The following is an 18,318-nucleotide window of genomic DNA, read 5'->3' as shown; positions in this document are numbered from 1 at the left end:
AAAGGCTGCTGCTGCTACCCTGACCATCAGCGATGTGACTGGCCGTGTGTTGAAGAGCGTTCGTGCTGACTATGCTAAAGGTTTCAACCAAATCACGCTGAAAGCTAGCGATTTGAATGCTACTGGTGTGTTGTACTACACTTTGGAAGCTGACGAATTCACTGCTACTAAGAAGATGATTATTGTTGAATAATTTTCATAGCCCCCATGATCTCATGATCGTGGGGGCTCTTATTCCACGTAATAATAAGAGCGAAGGGCTGCCATTTGGCAGCCCTTCGTTTTTTTATTTCACCTGCTCGATTACTTCCTGGATGCTTCGGTAAATTTCCAATTTTGGCCGGTCCAAAAAAGGCCCGGGAAGTACCCATTCCGCTAGCTCAATGTCTTCTTCAGTTTGAGGCGTCAAATCTTTTTGGGGCGTTTGCATCCGATACCAATACGTACGTTTAAGAATCCGCCTTTCTTTCGGGTCCCGATAGGTATGGTAAGTATGCCCGAGAAATTTCCCTAGGGAAATTTCCCCAATACCCGTTTCCTCTTCTACCTCTCGAACAGCAGCTTGCTCAGGAGTTTCCCCTGGATCAATTTTCCCTTTGGGCAAATCCCAGGAACCACGCCGATAAATCACCAACAATTCATCTTGAGCATTGAATACACAACCTCCTGCTGCTTCAATCAATTTGAAATTGGAGCAGAAATCGACCCACAATTGCTCCAAATTTTCTGAAAAGATGGTGATGGAGTCCAATTGACGGCCTTTTTCCAGCATGTCTGCGTAATTCAGAAAAATTTTGGGCGAACCATTGTAGCGCGCCACAATCTGGGTTTTATCGCCAGGAACCTGTTGAGCTAAGGACAAATCTGCGGATAAAATGAATGGAATGTCGTTAATGTAGATTTTGTACATTTGTGTCTTTATTTTGTCGACCAAAAACCAATGTCCATTTGGAAATGAATTTTGCCACCGAAATAGCCAGAAACTTATTGCAAATTAAGGCAATAAAGTTAAGTCCTCAAAACCCTTTCACTTGGGCTTCTGGACTCAAGTCCCCCATCTATTGCGACAACCGCACCCTCCTATCTTACCCGGTTATCCGTGACCTGGTGGTTGAAGGTCTGGTAGAAAAAAGCAAACTTTTTCAACCGTTTGACCTCGTGGCCGGTGTAGCTACGGCGGGTATTCCACATGGTGCCCTATTAGCAGATCGCTTAAAATTGCCCTTCGTGTACGTGCGGGCAAAGGCCAAGGAACACGGTCGCCAAAACCTCATTGAAGGTGAACTTAAACGGGGTCAGAAAGTTTTAGTAATCGAGGATTTGATATCTACCGGAGGTAGCAGCTTACAAGCCGTTGAAGCATTGCGCAGCGAAGGTTCTACCGTGGTTGGTGTACTGGCTATTTTTTCTTATGAATTTGATGCGGCCAAAACCTCGTTCCAACAGGCTGATTGCCCACTGGAGACCTTGAGCAATTACAGCACAATGACCCAAGTAGCGCTGGAATCAGCCTATGTAAGTTCAGCAGATCAAGAAACGCTCAGACTTTGGCGCCAAGATCCTAAACAATGGAGTACCCAATGGGAAAACTAAAAATATAATTCTGTTCACGAACTAGGTCTACAGCGGATAATTTTTATATTTATCCGTTAGTTTAGTACCAATCAATTTATTATGTCGGTAATTACAGCTCAATCTGAACAATTCTTGTTTCAGTATCTCAATAATGCCTCTCCGACCGGGTTTGAGTCAGCCGGACAAAAACTCTGGTTAGAATACATCCGCCCATTTGTCCACGAAACTGGACTGGACAACTATGGTACGGCATATGGCATCATCAATCCAGGCAAGGATTTTAAGGTAGTCATCGAAGGACATGCCGATGAAATATCCTGGTTTGTCAATTTCATCACGGATGATGGTTTTTTGCACGTTGTACGCAATGGCGGCTCTGATCAAATGATTGCGCCGTCCAAACGTGTCAACATCCATACTCCGAATGGGATTGTCAAAGGAATTTTTGGTTGGCCAGCGATCCATACCCGCAATGGGGAGGAAAACAACCTAGCGCCAAAGGTAGACAACATCTTCATTGACGTAGGTGCCAAAAACAAAGAGGAAGTGCTGGAAATGGGCATTCACGTTGGTTGTGTACTGGTATATGAAGACGAGGTCATGACTTTAAATGATCGCTATTACGTAGGCCGGGCTCTGGATAACCGCATCGGAGGTTTTTGCATTGCTGAGGTAGCTCGTTTGTTGCACGAAAACAAAATTGACCTGCCTTACAGCCTGTACATTGTCAATTCGGTGCAGGAAGAAGTGGGATTGCGTGGTGCAGAAATGATTGCCCAAAGCATCAAACCGCAGGTTGCCATCATTACCGATGTGACCCATGATACCAATACACCTCTGATCAGCAAGAAAAAATTTGGCGACGTAAAATGTGGCGGTGGGCCTTCGGTTACTTATGCTCCGGCCGTACACAATAAATTGCTTTCGCTGATCATCGACGCGGCTACTGCCAACGAAATTCCGTTTCAACGGGAAGCGGCCTCTCGGCGTACCGGTACTGATACCGATGCATTTGCCTATTCCAACGGTGGAGTACCATCTGCCTTAATTTCCCTACCCTTGCGCTACATGCATACCACGGTGGAGATGGCCCACAAGGAAGATGTCAACAACGTGATCAGCCTCATTTACCATTCCCTGCAAAAAATTGAATACCAGCACAATTTCAAATATTTTTAATCAAATAGCTTAGCTCATTTAAGCTCCTGAATGGCGCGTTCAATCACGGTATCTACCCCCCGATCACGGTCAGCTTTAGTCAGCACAACCTGAATATCGGGTGGTACGCCATTTTCAAAATTTTCACCAGCAGGACTGAGCGTCCGAGAAATGGAAAAACGATAAGTCCAACCATTAGGCAATTGTCCACCATTGGGAATGCCCAGGCCGCCGCCGGTACGATCACCGATCAGCACGATGTTGTCCACTTCTCTGGCAGCCAATGCAAAAAAGGAAGCAGCACTAAAGGTACCGCGGTCAATTAATACCGCGATCTTTTTATTGAATTTGAAGCGTTCTTCATTGGGATCAGCAAAAGCCGCCTGAGGCCCTTCAAAATCCTCCGGCCCAGGGCCTGACTTGAGGTAAGAATTGTACAATAAGGTTTTTTTGGATACGATTTGGTTGAGGATTTTAAAGACATTGGCAGCACTTCCACCCCCATTTTGGCGGATGTCAAAAATCAAGCCAGACATGTTGCGGTAATAGCTCAGTATATAATTGACATGTGCAGGTGAAACCGTCCCACTAAAAGATTCATAACGTACATAGGCCACTTTTTTGTCGGAGCCTACCACATTGTGCTCAAATGGCCCGGTGATGATGTAGTCGCTCTTGAGGTAATGCTCGCGCACTACCCGAACATCAATGTTTTCGGGGCCTAGCAGGTCGAAGTCAAAACGCGACTGGCGAAAAGGGGAAATCAAATTGACGTGCCCATCCTTCAGTTCGTTTAGCATAGAGAACAAAACTTTGAACAACTCCTCGCTGGTCATCTTATCCTTGATTTGTGGCTCATACTTGCTGCGGATTGCCGACCAGTCGATATTTTTATACGCAAAAAAAGAATATTTATCGTTGCATTGTTGCCACAAATACTCAAAATTTTCCCGTGGATTATCGGCCACTTCTTGTTCAAAAATCAAGGTTTCACAGGAAAACAGCAGCAACAAGGCTGTGCAACTAAGGATTGTACTAAACTTCATGATGATTGAATTATGGGCGATAAAAAAATAAGCATTCATTTTGCACCGCTACTTAATTGAGTCGAATCATTATTCCCAACACCATTTGATGGTGGCCCAATTCCAGGCGATTGATTGCATTGGCACTGCGCTGAGCGTCCCACAAATACGTCAGGCGTAAAGCATTGCCATTCAACAAATAATAATAGGCATCAGAGCGCCACTGCAAGCGTAAACCTCCAAAATTCAGTTTATTGTTGGCAAAAACATCGGCATCCCCGTCCGAAAAGTCGTCGATATAGGCGTAATCGGGTCGCCAAACGGAATTCAGTAGTGGTAAGCTGAGTTGAGTACTCAACTTCATGTGACGCAGTCCTTGCCGCTGGCGAATGAACAAAAATTTACCCGCCGACTGCTCGTGGCTGATCCGCCAGTTGAGTTTGCCAGTTGCAAATAGGGTATTGATGCTTTCCCACACTAAAGAAGCGTTTAAAAACGCTGGAGTAACCCGTTGAGCAGCGTAACCTCCTAGGTGTAATCCTGCCCGGAAATCGAGCTTTCCTTCGTCTTTATCCCAAATTTTACGCAAAAAGCGCGCATTGTAATAAAAGATAGTTGATTCGGAGACAAAGGTAGCCACTTTGGACACACTGCTCTCCCCCACCCCAAGACCACCATCAACGGAGATGTCCCAGCGCGGGCCTTCAAAGCCCAGCTCCGCCATTCCCCCGTAGTGAAATCCACGATAAACCAGGGGGGAAACCCCAAAATCCCGGCTACTTTGATAGTCGAGCAAAGCAGCTACATTGAAATACTTCCCGTAGCGAAAATCAGCTTGGTTGCTTTTCTCCTGAGCTGACAATCGAGGAAGTAAAAAAAAGGAAAAAATGGCAATGCCGTAAGAAACTCTCTTCATGTGAAATGGGTTAGTATCAGGCAATAAGACTACAAAAAACCTGGGAAATTACCACGCGTTTCCGTTAAAAAACCTAATTTTCGTACAAAGCATTACAAACACCATGCAAAACGACACACTTATTATTCGGCCAATCGAGTCCAGCGACAATGAGCCCATCTCCAAAATCATCCGGGAAGTCATGACTGCCTACGGTGCGGTTGGGGATGGTTTTTCCATCAATGATCCCGAGGTCGATCAGATGTACGACTATTATCAGGCAGACGGATGTGCTTATTTTATATTGAGCGATACTCAAAATCAGGTATTGGGTGGCGGAGGAATTGGCCCTTTAGTCGGCGGAGATCCTGCAACTTGTGAGCTAAAAAAAATGTACTTCGTACCCGGTGTACGCGGCCTTGGAATGGGCCAAAAAATGGTAGCCCACCTGCTCGATGCTGCTAAAAACCTGGGTTACAAAACCTGCTACCTCGAAACCCTCGAAAGGATGACAGAGGCCAAAGCTTTGTATCTCAAAATGGGCTTTGAAAAACTATGCGGCCAAGTAGGCAGCACAGGGCATAGCGGTTGTGACTCCTTTTACTCAAAATGTCTTTAATATAACCCTGAGGTGGTCCTATAGTGTCTTAGGTTTCTAAGGTGGTGAAGAATAATTTTTTTCTTTTTCACCACCTTAGAAACCTAAGACACTGAAGAAACACCTCAGAAGCCGTCAATAATGGCTTTCGTAATATTGCTGATAAGCACCAGAGGTCACCGCTTCCAACCAATCACTGTGCTCAAGGTACCATTGCGCGGTCATTTTCAGCCCATCTTCCGGATTCACCTGGGGCTCCCAATTGAGTTCATTTTTCAATTTGCTGGCATCAATGGCGTAACGTCGATCATGGCCGGGCCGATCTTTCACAAAAGTGATCAACTGCCGGGAAGTCCCCTGGCTACGGCCCAACAACTCATCCATTGTATCACACAGATAATGAACGAGGTCGATATTGCGGCGTTCGTTGTTGCCGCCAATGTTGTAGGTTTCGCCAATTTTTCCCTGATGGTAAATCAAATCAATGGCCGCCGCGTGGTCGCCCACCCACAACCAATCGCGTGTGTACAAACCATCGCCGTACACGGGCAAGGTTTTATTGTTGCAGATGTTGTTGATGATCAGTGGAATCAGCTTCTCAGGGAACTGATAGGGCCCGTAATTATTGGAACAATTAGACACTACAGTAGGTAAGCCAAACGTATGGTGATAAGCCCGTACCAACATATCCGACCCCGCTTTGGAAGCAGAATAAGGCGAACGAGGGTCATAGGCAGTTTGTTCGGTAAAAAGGCCTGTTTCTCCCAATGAACCGTACACCTCATCGGTAGAGATGTGGTAAAAACGTTGATGAGTCGGATTGACCCAACTGGCTTTGGCCACATTCAACAGATTGAGCGTACCCAAAATATTGGTTTCTACAAAAGCCATTGGATTGCTGATGGAGCGGTCTACATGCGACTCTGCCGCCAGGTGTATCACCCCATCAAATGTATAGGTGGCAAACAATTCCTGCAACAACTCATTGTCGCGAATGTCACCCTTGCAAAACACGTAATTGGGTGCATTTTCTATATCGGTCAAATTGCTCAGGTTGCCCGCATAAGTCAACAAATCGAGGTTCACAATGCGGTACTGCGGGTATTGCACGACCATTCTTTTCACCAAATGGGTACCGATGAATCCGGCACCACCGGTAATGAGGATGTTTTGAGTAAAGGTCATAATTATAAAGGTTCCAGAGTTCCAGGGTTCCAACTGACACTGAGATGGTCACTGAGATGGTCACTGAGCGAAGCCGAAGTGAAGCCGAAGTGAAGTCGAAGTGACCAGTTGGAACCATGGGACCCTATCCCGGTTCTACAACAGTTTTAAAATAATCAAAAGTACGCTGCAAACCTTCGGCACGAGGCACCTTTGGTTCCCAGCCCAGAATATTTCTAGCTTTGGTGATGTCCGGTTGGCGTACTTTGGGATCGTCAACAGGCAATGGACGATAATCAACAAAGGCCCTGGGGTTCCCCACCAACTCGAGAATTTCATGTGCGAACTGCAAAATGGTGCATTCATCAGGATTACCGATATTGACTGGTTGGGTATAATCGCTCAAAAGGAGGCGATAAATACCTTCAACCAAATCATCAACATAACAGAAGGAACGGGTCTGGGAGCCATCTCCAAACACTGTAAGCCCTTCCCCACGAATGGCTTGTGAAAAAAATGCTGGCAATACCCGCCCGTCCTCTACCCGCATTCTAGGGCCATAAGTATTAAAAATTCTAATAATCCGGGTATCTACCTGATGAAATGTATGATAGGCCATCGTGATGGCTTCCAAAAAACGTTTGGCTTCGTCATAAACCCCACGTGGCCCAATCGGGTTCACGTTGCCCCAATACTCCTCAGATTGTGGATGCTCCAGCGGGTCACCGTAAACCTCGGAAGTCGAAGCAACCAGAATCCGGGCCTTTTTTTCGCGCGCCAGCCCCAACATATTGTGCGTCCCTAAAGCGCCAACCTTCAAGGTTTGAATGGGCATTTTCAGGTAATCAATCGGGCTGGCTGGTGAAGCAAAATGCAGGATATAATCGAGTTTACCCGGAACATGTACAAACTTCGTAATGTCGTGGTGGTAATACTCAAATTCCTTGAGGGGAAACAGGTGTTCAATGTTTTGGATGTTCCCAGTCAGGAGGTTATCCATGCCAATAACTTGATAACCTTCTTTGATAAACCGATCGCTGAGGTGCGATCCCAAAAACCCGGCTGCGCCGGTAATGAGGACTCTTTTCACTGGAAAATTTTTTTACATCTGGTTTTTTAATTCTTGCGCATAAAGTAGTGGGGCAAAAATAAGTGTTCATTTTTCTTGAGCCAAAGGATTAGACAAGGCACTTGAAATGAACCGTTTACTCATCTAATCCTCTGGCAAAATGAACACTTATTTTTTTATTGCCCTAAAGATAAACTTCGACGGCTGCTTTACCTAAAAGTTTTTTACAAGCCCGTGGGAAAAGCTTAGTTTTGAGTGTTGGAACCTTATTAAAATCCCCTACCCTGCATGAGAAGAGGACTATTCTTGCTTATCCTTGTTTTGATGTATGCCATCCAACTCTCCGCTCAAATTTCCCAAAATGAGCCCAAGGGAGTGATTCTGAGCAAATTCACCTACGGTGCCCAACTACCCGCTGGAACGTTAAAAGAACGTTTCGGCACCAATTTCATTGCCGGAGGCGGCATCGATTGGCAATGGGGGCCAAAGAATTGGGTGCTTGGAGTAGATGCACAGTACATTTTTGGCAACCAGGTCAAAGAAGATCCCTTGCTAGGTCTGCGCACCAAGGAAGGTTACATCATTGGCAACGACCGCGAAGTAGCAGATATCCCCATGCGCGAGCGTGGGTTTTATGTGGGCCTTACGGCTGGGCGGGTATTCCCTATCAATGCCGGGCAATCCTCCCGGGCGGGTTGGCGGGTCAATTTTGGCATTGGTATGCTCCAGCACAAAATTCGCATCCAGGACGACCCCCAGCGCTCGGTTGTACAACTAACCGACACTTACAAAAAAGGTTACGACCGACTGAGCAATGGCCTGGCGCTACAACAGTATTTTGGTTACCAAGCCCTCAGCAAGGATCGACGTAGTAACTTTATGGCGGGTTTTGAGTTCATGCAGGGATTTACCCAATCGCGGCGCAGTTTTGATTTTGCTACGCAAAGCAAGGATGGTAAAAAAAGAATTGACTTGTTGTTGGGCATCCGTGTGGGCTGGATTCTCCCTTTCTACGCTGATAAAGCGGAAGACATTTACTACTAAACATGGAATCACAATGAAAAAACTGAAAACAAAGCGTCGTCAACATCTAACTTTGTGTCCTTTGTGCTGCCCCTGTGTCCTTTGTGATAAAAAATGTCGCTTTAGTGGTTTTCTTAAGTTCAAATGAAGCATCAAAAACTCACTCTAACCTAGCGTTAATAATGTCCATTTTATACACCCTTGGAATATACCTATATCTGCTCTTCATCCGCCTTGCTGCCTTCTTTCACCCCAAAGCAAAATTATGGTGGAACGGGCGAAAAAATTGGGCCGGAAAATTGAGCGCCGAGCTCTCCTCCAAAAGGAAAGCCGACCAAACCCTCATTTGGGTACACAGCGCCTCCCTTGGTGAATTTGAACAAGGCCGTCCCTTGATGGAAGCCATCAAACAGCAGCATCCCGAAGTGTTTATTCTGTTGACCTTCTTCTCCCCCTCAGGTTATGAAATTCGTAAAAACTACCCCCATGCTGGCCTGGTTTGTTACTTACCCGCCGACTTGCCAGGTAATGCCCGTAAGTTTTTGGCCATCGTAAAGCCAAATCTGGCCATTTTTGTCAAATACGAATTTTGGTACAACTTTTTAAACTCCTTGCACAAACAGAAAACACCAGTTTGGCTCATCGCTGCCTTATTTCGGCCCCAGCAGCCCTTTTTCCAGCCCTGGGGGCGCTGGTATTTGCAAATTTTGTGGGGTTTTGAGCATTTTTTTGTACAAAATCAAAGTTCGGTTGAGTTGTTGGAAAAGCATCAACTCCAACAATACACCTTGGCTGGTGACCCCCGCATTGACCGGGTTTTACAAATTGCTGCCGAGGCAAAACCATTTCCTCGGGTAGAATCCTTTGCCCAGAACAGCTCCGTTTTGATGACAGGAAGCACCTGGGGGCCCGACGAGGCATTATTGGCGGGTTTGTGGGAAAATCAGGAATTGCGAAAGGGCTGGAAATTGATCATTGCGCCCCACGAAATCGGAGCAAGCCACCTCGAGCAAATTGAACAAAAGTTTGGAGCCCAGTGCATTCGTTACTCCCAATTTCAAGCTGAAGAACATGTCAATCGTACCGTATTGATCATCGACAACATCGGTATGCTCTCGGCCTTGTACCGCTACGCGACCATTGCGTACATTGGTGGTGGTTTTGGCGCGGGTATTCACAATACCTTGGAACCAATGGCCTTTGGCTTGCCGGTTATTTTTGGACCAAAGTACCAGAAATTTGAGGAGGCGGTAGTCAATGTAAAAACGGGTGGGGCCTTTGTGGTGCAGGGGCAGAAGGAACTCAATCAGGTTTTCAGCCAATTAAAGGTCACTGCATTTAGTTCAAAAGCGTCCACAGCAGTACAACAATATTTACAGGAAAACCAGGGAGCAACCCTAAAAATTATGGCTAGATTAAAAAGGATCATCAAAGATTAATGGGTTCCATCCAGCTCTTTCAATTATTTCAAAATATCCTCTTTACTTTTACCTTCCCAAACAACCAAGTCTGCATGCTCAATTTTGAAGCTTTCAACCAAGTCAAGGTCCTCATCGTAGGTGATGTAATGATCGACCGCTATTTGCGCGGCAATGTAACCCGCATTTCGCCCGAAGCCCCCGTCCCCGTAGTCAATTTGGAAGGAGAAGACCTGCGCTTGGGTGGCGCGGCCAATGTAGCGCTGAACGTGCGGGCTATGGGCGCCATGCCTATTTTGTGCAGCGTGGTAGGCGACGATGAGGATGGCCAGATCTTCCGTCAATTGTTGCCCGAATACGGCATGAGCAATCAATCCATCATTCACTCCACAGCACGGCGGACTACGGTCAAAACCCGCGTCATGGCGGGCGCTCAACACCTACTGCGCCTGGATCAGGAAGACACCCATGACTTGAACGATGCCGAAGCGGAGCAATTGCTGGAAGTCATTGAGCAGGTATTGGATACCCAGGAAATCCACGTGATCCTGTTTCAGGACTACAACAAAGGCATATTGACACCAAAAGTCATTCGGGAAGTCATTCTGGAGTCCATTCGACGTGGCATTCCCACCGCTGTCGACCCCAAATTCAACAACTTTTGGGCCTACAAACAAATCACCTTGTTCAAGCCCAACCTCAAGGAAATCCGTGCCCAGTCTCCCCTACCCGTGCAAACCAATCTAGCCTCGCTACAAACCGCCGCGACCTATATCAAAGCCCAATTGGGCAATCAGCATACCTTGATTACTTTATCAGAAAAAGGATTGTTTCTGGAAACAGCTGGCAAAGGCAGCATCATCCCTACCGAACCACGCGCAGTGGCCGATGTATGTGGTGCTGGTGATACCGTGATCAGTATTGTAGCCTTGGGCTTGGGGCTAAGGCTGGATTTGCAAGAAACAGCCTTACTCGCCAATTTAGCAGGTGGCCAGGTTTGTGAAAAAGTAGGCGTAGTGCCCGTGGATAAGGAACAATTGAAGGCAGAATATTTGACGATAAAGGGCAATCAGTAGTCAGCTATCAGCGGTCAGCTATGAGCAATCAGCCAGCCATACATTTAGTCGAGAATCTTGCTGATAGCTGACAGCTCATTGCTCACAGCTATTCAACGTTTCACAAAGCGCTCCTTCAACAAGCACAATGCAATGGTATCCCCTGCACTCAACTTGCTTTGGGCCCGAATCTGATCCAGGTGTTCCTTTTCGCTCAGGTAATCCGCGTACAGGTCGACCGAAGAAACGATGGATTTAGAAGTTTGGTAAATGCGGTAAGGCAGACCAATTTCCCGGTTTTTGCTGCCCTTGGGGCAAGCCACTTTTAAACCTACTGGTGCTTCTCCAATAGAAAGAGTATCACCCTGAATGGAATAAGAACCACTCACCACTTGGATTTCTTCTGCAGGCCCATAAAATAAGGCCAGTTCAACCCCATCAGAACTGAACTCGATGTAGGGTTTTTCCAAATCCGGGTATTGCCCACAGTCGTAAAAAGTAGTCCCAAATTGGTCTTTATCACAAAAAGGTCGGTTTTGGATTTCACCAATGCCCGTTGTTTTGGCATCTACCTCGCGGTAGGTTCCGTCTTTTTCAACCCGAAAAAAATGAAATTTTTTATTGTCGATTCCAGCGTATTCGTAGCGTCCTAATTCCAGTGTAGGTGCTGTGCCTGGATAAAAAGTCCAGAACAGGATGGAAAACAGTGTGAGAATTTTTGTGCCGAAAAACATGCTAATCTATTTCCTGATTAATAAATGCTGAAGTCGAATAATGTTCGGTCTGAACCCAACCTAACCAAACAGAAATCAATTCTCTTTGGATAATTCCGACAAACATCCCAAAAATAAAAAGTAAAACAAACTTATCGCGATGGTTTTTCAAAAAAATGATAATTTTAGCGAAAATTCGCTAAAAATCACAAATTTATGTCAGTTGCGCGCCAAGCTTTTTTACAAAATGTGAATAACCCTTTCAAAATGAAATGGTACTTCCTGCAAAAGTTACCTAGTTTGTTTTTTTGGGGCGTACAAGTCAAATCGGTTACCCCGGAACGTGGTCAAACCCGCATTCCTTTTCGCTGGCGCACCCAAAATCCCTTTCGTTCCACTTATTTTGCGGCACAATGTGGGGCAGCAGAGTTGTCTACGGGCATGTTGGCGCTGACGGCACTCAGCGATCAGGTACCTTGTTCCATGTTGATCGTAGGAATGGAAGCTACTTTTGTCAAAAAAGCAACTTCCTGGGTCACGTTCACTTGTGAGGAGGGTGCCGCCATTCAAGCCACCATCCAAAAAGCCATCGATAACAACGAAGCGCAAAGCATCACCGTGAGTAGCACTGGCGTACAAGAAGACAATGGAGCAGTGGTGGCCAAAATGACCTTTACCTGGTCTTTTAAGCGGAAATAGTATTGTTGGGGGCGATAAAAAATGAACATTTATTTTTGCCCTACTACTTGTTGCGTAGAGTTCTGCTATTTTTGTTGCGTCATTGGGCTACAGCCTAAAGCCCACATTTTTTCCATACCAAATAAAACTTATTCCATGATCATTGGAGTACCGAAGGAAATCAAAACCAATGAAAACCGCGTAGCCCTCACACCAGCCGGAGCATTGGAATTCAGCAAAAGAAAACACACCGTATATGTACAATCGACTGCTGGCGAAGGCAGTGGATTTGACGACGATGAGTACGAGGCAGCGGGTGCTAAAATCCTCCCCAGCATCGAAGAGGTGTACGCCATCGCGGATATGATCATTAAAGTGAAAGAGCCCATCGAGCAGGAATGGGCCTTGATCAAGCCGGATCAACTCTTGTTCACTTATTTTCACTTCGCTTCTTATGAGCCGCTGACCGAGGCCATGATCAAAAGTAAGGCGGTATGCCTGGCTTATGAAACGGTAGAATTGAACGATGGCTCTTTGCCCCTGCTGATTCCAATGTCGGAAGTAGCGGGCCGCATGGCCATCCAGGAGGGTGCCAAATACCTGGAAAAACCCGTTAAAGGTCGGGGAGTATTGCTGGGGGGTGTACCCGGAGTAGCACCTGGTAAAGTTCTGGTATTGGGCGGCGGGATCGTCGGAACCCAGGCTGCAAAAATGGCCGCTGGATTGGGCGCTGCAGTGTCCATTCTCGACATCAACCTGCCCCGCCTGCGTTACCTTTCCGAGGTGATGCCCGCAAATGTCAATACGATTTTTTCGAACGAATACACCATTCGCCGAATGATCAGAGACCACGACTTGATCATTGGTGCTATCCTGATTCCCGGGGCCAAAGCGCCCAAATTAATTACGGCGGACATGCTCAAAACCATGCGCCCCGGTACCGTACTGGTGGACGTAGCCGTGGATCAAGGTGGTTGTTTTGAAACGACCCACCCGACTACCCACGACAACCCAACCTACATCATCGATCATGTGGTACATTACTGCGTAGCCAACATGCCCGGTGCTGTACCTGCTACCTCTACCCTCGCCCTGACCAACGCTACCCTACCCTATGCCCTGCAATTGGCGAATAAGGGCTGGAAAAAAGCTTGCCAGGATAGTTTGCCGCTGCGCAAAGGTTTGAATATTGTAGGTGGAAAGGTAGTGTATCAGGGTGTGGCAGATGCCTTTGGGCTGGATTATACGGATGTGGAGGGGTTGATGTGATAGGGAAAAAGCCAGGGCTGTGGTTTAGGTATACAAATCACAGCTCTGGTTTGATATTGTGCGTGTTCAATACAACTTTGTACTTGATAAATTCGACTCAAGATTGAGCAATGACTATCAAAATCTCATTGGTATTTTTCTCCTAGGAAGGCTAGAAAAAATGTGGAAATAAATGCCAATCAAAATAACAGCATAAATAAATTCCTCCGACGGATTATTTTTACTATTTCTTCGGTATCGTTGTATTCTTTGAAGTAAGGGACAGGTGAATGATGGCTTGCCTCCAAAAGAAAGTCGTACTTCGCCTTGGGATCATCGCGCAACTGCATTATTTTTATTGACAGTTTTCTCAAATAATAAAGTCGATATCTTTAGTAATGATAGCTGCATTGCGTAATCTACATTCAGTAAAAATCTCTTCATCAGTAGCTTCGCGTAGGTTCAAGTGTTTGAGGCTATAGCAGATAATCTTAAAATTATCCGTGACCCATAGCGCAAGAGACGGAGGAAGCTGAGCATCAAGAATAATGCAATCCATAGTACTTAGGCAGCTATCAACACCGGGTGATTCAGTTTGATTACCGCGTAGTGCAAACAAGCTTGTACATCCTCTAATTCAATTTCTAATTCATCAACGACTTGTTCTTGGGTAAGGCCATTGGCAAGCAATTCGAGTACATCCGTAACTCGAATACGCATGCCTCGGATACACGGTTTACCACCGCACTGTTCAGGATTTATTGTGATGCGCTCAAGCATAGTTGCTTTTTTTACAAACTTAGGCATTATTGTGAAACATAGCAACATAAACAATTACCACACCTCCCCCCAATCCCCAAAATTTGCCCTAGTCAAAATCCGCTCAAAGTGCCGTGTCTAATATTCTCCCTGCCGCTATCTTGCCCTCCAAATTACGCATCATGCGCAGAAAACCCATTGACTACGACGCTTTACTCAAAGATTTCATCAGCGATTTTTTCCCTGATTTTATCGCGTTTGCCAATCCCGACTTGTATGCCGCGATCGATTGGGAAAAGGGTTATACGTTTTTGGAGCAAGAACTGATCAATGCCATGCGCGGGCGATTCAAAGTGCGCGGGAAAAAGAAAAAAACCGATAAGTTGGTCAAAGTAGCGCTAAAAGTGGGAGCTGACCATTATGTATTTGTGCATGGAGAATTTCAACACAAACCTGAGCCTGATTTTGCCCTAAGGATGTACAACTACCGTGCGTTGATTGGTTTGCGTTACGATATAGAAAGCATCACAGCTGTGGCGGTGTTCACTGGAGCGAAACCCGCACCAAATCAATTGCAATATGTCAAACAGGTTTTTGGGACCAGCCTAGTGTACCAATTCAACAGCATAGTGGCCATTCAATTGGACGAGTCCGCACTGATTCAGGCAATCGATAATCCTTTTGCCGTGGCCATGTTGGCAGCGCAATATGCTTATCGCAGTCGAAATAACCCCGTTTTGCGCCTTGAATTAAAAACCAAATTATTCGACCTATTGCGTACCCAAGGCACCCTCAATCTTGACCGAAACGTCAAATTGCTTATCTTTGTACGAGATTTTGTGCATTTACCGAAAAAACTGGAGAACGAATTTCTACAATCTCAATTTTCATTAGTCTTTCCAAACGAAGCAAAAATGATCATTAGCCAAGGAACAAAGGATTTTGCTGCGGGTTTTTACGAAAGGGCATTTGGCTATAACCCTGCGCAATTGTTGGCAGAAGAGCAGAAGAAAAATGAGGCCAAATTGGCCCAGGAACGTCAGAAAGCAGAAGAAGAACGGCTTTTGTTACAGGCTGCCTTACAACGGGCAGAAGAAGAGCGTCAAAAACTTCAAAAAACCATCCTCAATTTGCACCAACTTGCCAAAATGAGCCCGCCTGAAATCGCAGTTATAGTGGGCATGACTATCGAAGAAATTGAAGCATTAATCACCTTGAATGATTACAAGGAGGAATAAATAGAAATGCGCTAATCTTAGTCTAGCGCATATGACCCCCAACACAAAAGGGCATTTTGCAGAATCCAAGAATTCCAGCAAAATGCCCTTTTTTATTAACTTGATGTTGTGCAAATCACTTCGCCCTCACCAATTGTCCATTCAAATCTTCCACCACAAAAGCACCACTGAATCCAGCCTGTTGCACCCGAGTCAGCGCATTAAATGCCTCAGCCGCTGAACTATAGCAGCACAACAATTTAATGGTCAAATCCTGGCGTGGACGATCCATGATGGTGCCCATACCAGCCAGTTTGCTTCCGTTAAAACTGCGCAGGTCGCGGTAAGCCCCCAACTGGATCATGAACCGGCCTCCTGTATTCGTAAGCGGAGGGTTCGTTACCGGAGGATTGGTAGTAATTGGTGGGGCAACTGCACCACCCAATGACACCCCATCATCGGTTACAATAAAGGCACCCGTATAGCCCATCCGCTTCACGTTGTCCAACTGGCGTTGTGCCTCTTCCCGGGTAGGGAAATTACCCACCTTGATTTTATTCTTTCCACCTTCATTTTTGGCATAAACGCTGGCGATGCTGCGCAAATTGCTGAATTTCGACAAGTCAGGTTGGCCAGTGACTGCGGATACCTGGATCGCAAAACCAGCGCGTTCCAGTTGGCCTCCAGTGTTGCCTATATTGCCTGTGTTCCCAGTATTTCCGGTATTACCAGTTCCAGGGTTGGGATTCCAGCCGCCGTTGCCCAGTGGTACCATGTTCAATACGCCCAGGACAGTCCGATCCGTACCATTGAGTACATTGATGCTGCGGGTTTCTTCATTGAAGTTCTGAACCGTGTAGGTAATGGTATAAGGAGTGTTTCTCGAAAGGCTCAGTACATAGTTGCCCGAATAATCCGAGGAAGTCCGGGTGATGTTGCCCGTATAGGTATTGCGGGCAGCGATTTGTACATTGGGCACAAACTCGCGGGTATTGCTGTTCACCACCCGGCCGTAGTACTCTTCACCAGCTTTGGTCAGCGGGATTTCGATGTCGCGGTTGGGCGAAAAATAAGCCGACAAAGCCCCGCGCAATTGCATGTAGCCGTCGGCACGTATGATTACTTCACACTCCGTTCCAGCACCCACAGGCAAATCGATGTAACCTTGCGCGTCGGTCAGCAGGATGTAGTTGCTGGAGCCGCGCATACAATTGGTCAGGTCAACCGAGGCATTGGGTAGCGCCATACCATCCGAGCCACTGAATACCTTGATGCGGGTTCTGCCTGTGCCCGTATTGGGGTTACCAGTTCCAGGATTAGTTCCTGGATTGGTTCCAGGGTTCACACCTACGTTGGATCCGCCTTTAGACACCCGGTAGATGTCTTCCATACCTACGCCGCCACCGCGGTTGGACACCATATAACCAAAGTTGCGGTAGGAATCCAGAATCATACCATAGTCATCAGCCGAAGAGTTGACGGGTTGGCCCAGGTTGGTCGATTTTAACCAACGGCCTTCGCCCTGTTCCGCAATGAATACGTCGAAACCACCAAACCCCAGGTGGTAATCCGAAGCGAAATACAAATTCACCCCATCAAAATAAGGAGTAATCTCATCGCCAGGGGTGTTCACCGCAGGGCCCAGGTTGATGGGTTTGGTCCAGTTGTTTACCTCTTTGTAGGAAATGTACAAGTCCCAGCCCCCAAAGCCACCATCGCGATCACTGGCAAAAAATAGCGCGTTGCCATCAGGGGTGAGGCAAGGGAAACCCGTTTTGCCTTTGGTATCATTGTTCGGGAAAGTCCGTTCGTTGTACCAGGAGCCATTGAAGTTGACATCGGCCAGGATGATGCTCAAATCCAGGCCAGTGCCCGGAATTTGTCTTACACCCGGCGTAAAGTTGTTTTTGGTCGTTGCAGCACTACGCCCATCGGAAGAGAAACTAGCCGGGCCAATGCTAAAATCACTGATGCCAGGGCGTACCACAATGGCCGATTGTAAAGAGCCATCGGAGCCCATACCAGACGAATACAAGGAGCTTTTGGTCGAGCTAAAGATTTGGCCTTCCGTGCGCAAAGAGGTAAAAATCAATTGGTCATTCATGAACGCAGGACCAAAATCCGAACTCGTGCTGTTGATCCGCTCGCTACTTACCGTGTAGGCAGTGGGGATGTTCAGATTGGTTTTGGCAAAATCGCAACTTTGTGCGTATTGGTTGCCTACGGTAGGATTGACTTTGGCGTAGCTCTGGTAGTATACCTTCGCTTCGTCATAACGCCCCAAACCTTTTAAAGAATGTGCGTACAAGAGCAACTGGCGATCTTGATACTTGCGGCCACGGATGAGTTTGAGGTAAGTGGCCTCCGCTTCATCCAGCCGATTGAGCAAACGATAACACTCTGCCAATTTTCCCAAGGCATCGGGATCGGTGGCGTCTTTTTCTAAAGCCTGCCGATACACATCGACAGCTGGGGCAAATGCATTGGTTTCATACAATTGGTCTGCCTTGCGCATCAAACCACGAAAAGTAGTTTGGGCTTGCAGGCTGGCCATAGCCAGTAGAAAAAGGAAGAAAAAACAAGCTTTCAGATTGTGTGGTCTCATACCAAAGGGATTTGCTGTGGAAAAGTAGGAGCTAGTTTAATTTTTTATTTGGGCTGTAAACGACTCATTTTCGCCTACGTCCTAAAAAATCAAACAAGCACTAAGGGCACGGGCTTTA

The 18,318-nt window shown here is 46.5% G+C and carries 19 protein-coding genes; 10 read left to right on the top strand and 9 right to left on the bottom strand.

The genetic code is table 11. From position 1 onward, the window contains the following. On the top strand, nt 1-193 hold a 193-nt coding region (locus tag ACEW9O_RS24505; protein WP_373552857.1), incomplete at its 5' end, for a T9SS type A sorting domain-containing protein. A gap of 93 nt (nt 194-286) precedes the next feature. Here the strand turns inward: ACEW9O_RS24505 and ACEW9O_RS24500 are convergent. Then, entirely contained in the window at nt 287-910 is a 624-nt protein-coding gene (locus tag ACEW9O_RS24500) for an NUDIX hydrolase (protein ID WP_373552856.1), read from the bottom strand. A 44-nt stretch (nt 911-954) separates the two neighbouring features. Here ACEW9O_RS24500 and pyrE point away from each other — a divergent pair, with 44 nt between their 5' ends. Beyond that, the gene (gene pyrE, locus ACEW9O_RS24495; RefSeq protein ID WP_373552858.1) at nt 955-1,593 is read left to right on the top strand and encodes an orotate phosphoribosyltransferase; all 639 of its coding nucleotides are present in this window, start codon (nt 955-957) and stop codon (nt 1,591-1,593) included. 81 nt (nt 1,594-1,674) lie between these two features. Next, nucleotides 1,675-2,754 carry a M42 family metallopeptidase gene (locus ACEW9O_RS24490; RefSeq protein ID WP_373552855.1) on the top strand — a complete coding sequence of 360 codons (1,080 nt, stop codon included), beginning with the start codon at nt 1,675-1,677 and terminating at the stop codon, nt 2,752-2,754. 14 nt (nt 2,755-2,768) lie between these two features. Here the strand turns inward: ACEW9O_RS24490 and ACEW9O_RS24485 are convergent, their stop codons facing one another. Together ACEW9O_RS24485 and ACEW9O_RS24480 are read right to left on the bottom strand one after the other, a co-directional pair. Then, nucleotides 2,769-3,779 carry a S41 family peptidase gene (locus tag ACEW9O_RS24485; protein ID WP_373552854.1) on the bottom strand — a complete coding sequence of 337 codons (1,011 nt, stop codon included), beginning with the start codon at nt 3,777-3,779 and terminating at the stop codon, nt 2,769-2,771. 52 nt (nt 3,780-3,831) lie between these two features. Next, nucleotides 3,832-4,674 carry a hypothetical protein gene (locus tag ACEW9O_RS24480; RefSeq protein WP_373552853.1) on the bottom strand — a complete coding sequence of 281 codons (843 nt, stop codon included), beginning with the start codon at nt 4,672-4,674 and terminating at the stop codon, nt 3,832-3,834. 103 nt (nt 4,675-4,777) lie between these two features. Between ACEW9O_RS24480 and ACEW9O_RS24475 the strand changes: the two genes are divergently transcribed. Beyond that, on the top strand, nt 4,778-5,272 hold the full coding sequence (locus ACEW9O_RS24475) for a GNAT family N-acetyltransferase (protein ID WP_373552852.1): 495 nt from the start codon (nt 4,778-4,780) through the stop codon (nt 5,270-5,272). A gap of 114 nt (nt 5,273-5,386) precedes the next feature. Here ACEW9O_RS24475 and rfbB read toward each other — a convergent pair whose 3' ends face one another. Together rfbB and ACEW9O_RS24465 are read right to left on the bottom strand one after the other, a co-directional pair. Continuing rightward, nucleotides 5,387-6,436 carry a dTDP-glucose 4,6-dehydratase gene (gene rfbB, locus ACEW9O_RS24470; protein WP_373552851.1) on the bottom strand — a complete coding sequence of 350 codons (1,050 nt, stop codon included), beginning with the start codon at nt 6,434-6,436 and terminating at the stop codon, nt 5,387-5,389. 124 nt (nt 6,437-6,560) lie between these two features. Next, entirely contained in the window at nt 6,561-7,505 is a 945-nt protein-coding gene (locus tag ACEW9O_RS24465) for a UDP-glucuronic acid decarboxylase family protein (protein WP_373552850.1), read from the bottom strand. 267 nt (nt 7,506-7,772) lie between these two features. Here ACEW9O_RS24465 and ACEW9O_RS24460 point away from each other — a divergent pair, with 267 nt between their 5' ends. From ACEW9O_RS24460 to ACEW9O_RS24450, 3 genes are all read left to right on the top strand, one after another. Next, nucleotides 7,773-8,528 carry a hypothetical protein gene (locus ACEW9O_RS24460; protein ID WP_373552849.1) on the top strand — a complete coding sequence of 252 codons (756 nt, stop codon included), beginning with the start codon at nt 7,773-7,775 and terminating at the stop codon, nt 8,526-8,528. Nucleotides 8,529-8,689: 161 nt separating this feature from the next. Then, entirely contained in the window at nt 8,690-9,946 is a 1,257-nt protein-coding gene (locus tag ACEW9O_RS24455) for a 3-deoxy-D-manno-octulosonic acid transferase (RefSeq protein ID WP_373552848.1), read from the top strand. A gap of 74 nt (nt 9,947-10,020) precedes the next feature. Next, nucleotides 10,021-11,001 (top strand): bifunctional heptose 7-phosphate kinase/heptose 1-phosphate adenyltransferase, encoded by a 981-nt coding sequence (locus ACEW9O_RS24450; RefSeq protein ID WP_373552847.1) that lies wholly within the window; start codon nt 10,021-10,023, stop codon nt 10,999-11,001. A gap of 92 nt (nt 11,002-11,093) precedes the next feature. On the opposite strand, the gene ACEW9O_RS24445 is transcribed toward ACEW9O_RS24450, so the two are convergent. Further along, entirely contained in the window at nt 11,094-11,714 is a 621-nt protein-coding gene (locus ACEW9O_RS24445; RefSeq protein ID WP_373552846.1) for a hypothetical protein, read from the bottom strand. Nucleotides 11,715-11,960: 246 nt separating this feature from the next. Between ACEW9O_RS24445 and ACEW9O_RS24440 the strand changes: the two genes are divergently transcribed. Both ACEW9O_RS24440 and ald read left to right on the top strand, forming a co-directional pair. Further along, on the top strand, nt 11,961-12,392 hold the full coding sequence (locus ACEW9O_RS24440) for a DUF4442 domain-containing protein (RefSeq protein ID WP_373552845.1): 432 nt from the start codon (nt 11,961-11,963) through the stop codon (nt 12,390-12,392). Nucleotides 12,393-12,527: 135 nt separating this feature from the next. Continuing rightward, the gene (gene ald, locus ACEW9O_RS24435) at nt 12,528-13,640 is read left to right on the top strand and encodes an alanine dehydrogenase (RefSeq protein WP_373552844.1); all 1,113 of its coding nucleotides are present in this window, start codon (nt 12,528-12,530) and stop codon (nt 13,638-13,640) included. A gap of 349 nt (nt 13,641-13,989) precedes the next feature. On the opposite strand, the gene ACEW9O_RS24430 is transcribed toward ald, so the two are convergent. Together ACEW9O_RS24430 and ACEW9O_RS24425 are read right to left on the bottom strand one after the other, a co-directional pair. Further along, nucleotides 13,990-14,178, bottom strand: coding sequence for a DUF5615 family PIN-like protein (locus tag ACEW9O_RS24430; protein ID WP_373552843.1), 189 nt, complete (start codon nt 14,176-14,178; stop codon nt 13,990-13,992). 5 nt (nt 14,179-14,183) lie between these two features. Further along, entirely contained in the window at nt 14,184-14,399 is a 216-nt protein-coding gene (locus ACEW9O_RS24425; RefSeq protein ID WP_373552842.1) for a DUF433 domain-containing protein, read from the bottom strand. Between the two features lie 161 nt (nt 14,400-14,560). Between ACEW9O_RS24425 and ACEW9O_RS24420 the strand changes: the two genes are divergently transcribed. Continuing rightward, on the top strand, nt 14,561-15,616 hold the full coding sequence (locus ACEW9O_RS24420; protein WP_373552841.1) for a hypothetical protein: 1,056 nt from the start codon (nt 14,561-14,563) through the stop codon (nt 15,614-15,616). A 115-nt stretch (nt 15,617-15,731) separates the two neighbouring features. On the opposite strand, the gene ACEW9O_RS24415 is transcribed toward ACEW9O_RS24420, so the two are convergent. Further along, nucleotides 15,732-18,200: a tetratricopeptide repeat protein gene (locus ACEW9O_RS24415; protein ID WP_373552840.1), complete on the bottom strand. Its 2,469-nt coding sequence runs from the start codon at nt 18,198-18,200 to the stop codon at nt 15,732-15,734. Between the last annotated feature and the right edge of the window lie 118 nt (nt 18,201-18,318).

The sequence above is a fragment of the Haliscomenobacter sp. genome (assembly GCF_041740695.1).
Lineage (GTDB): Bacteria > Bacteroidota > Bacteroidia > Chitinophagales > Saprospiraceae > Haliscomenobacter.
Note: the sequence above shows the minus strand (reverse complement) of the source record. Positions and strands in the feature narration are given on the sequence as shown.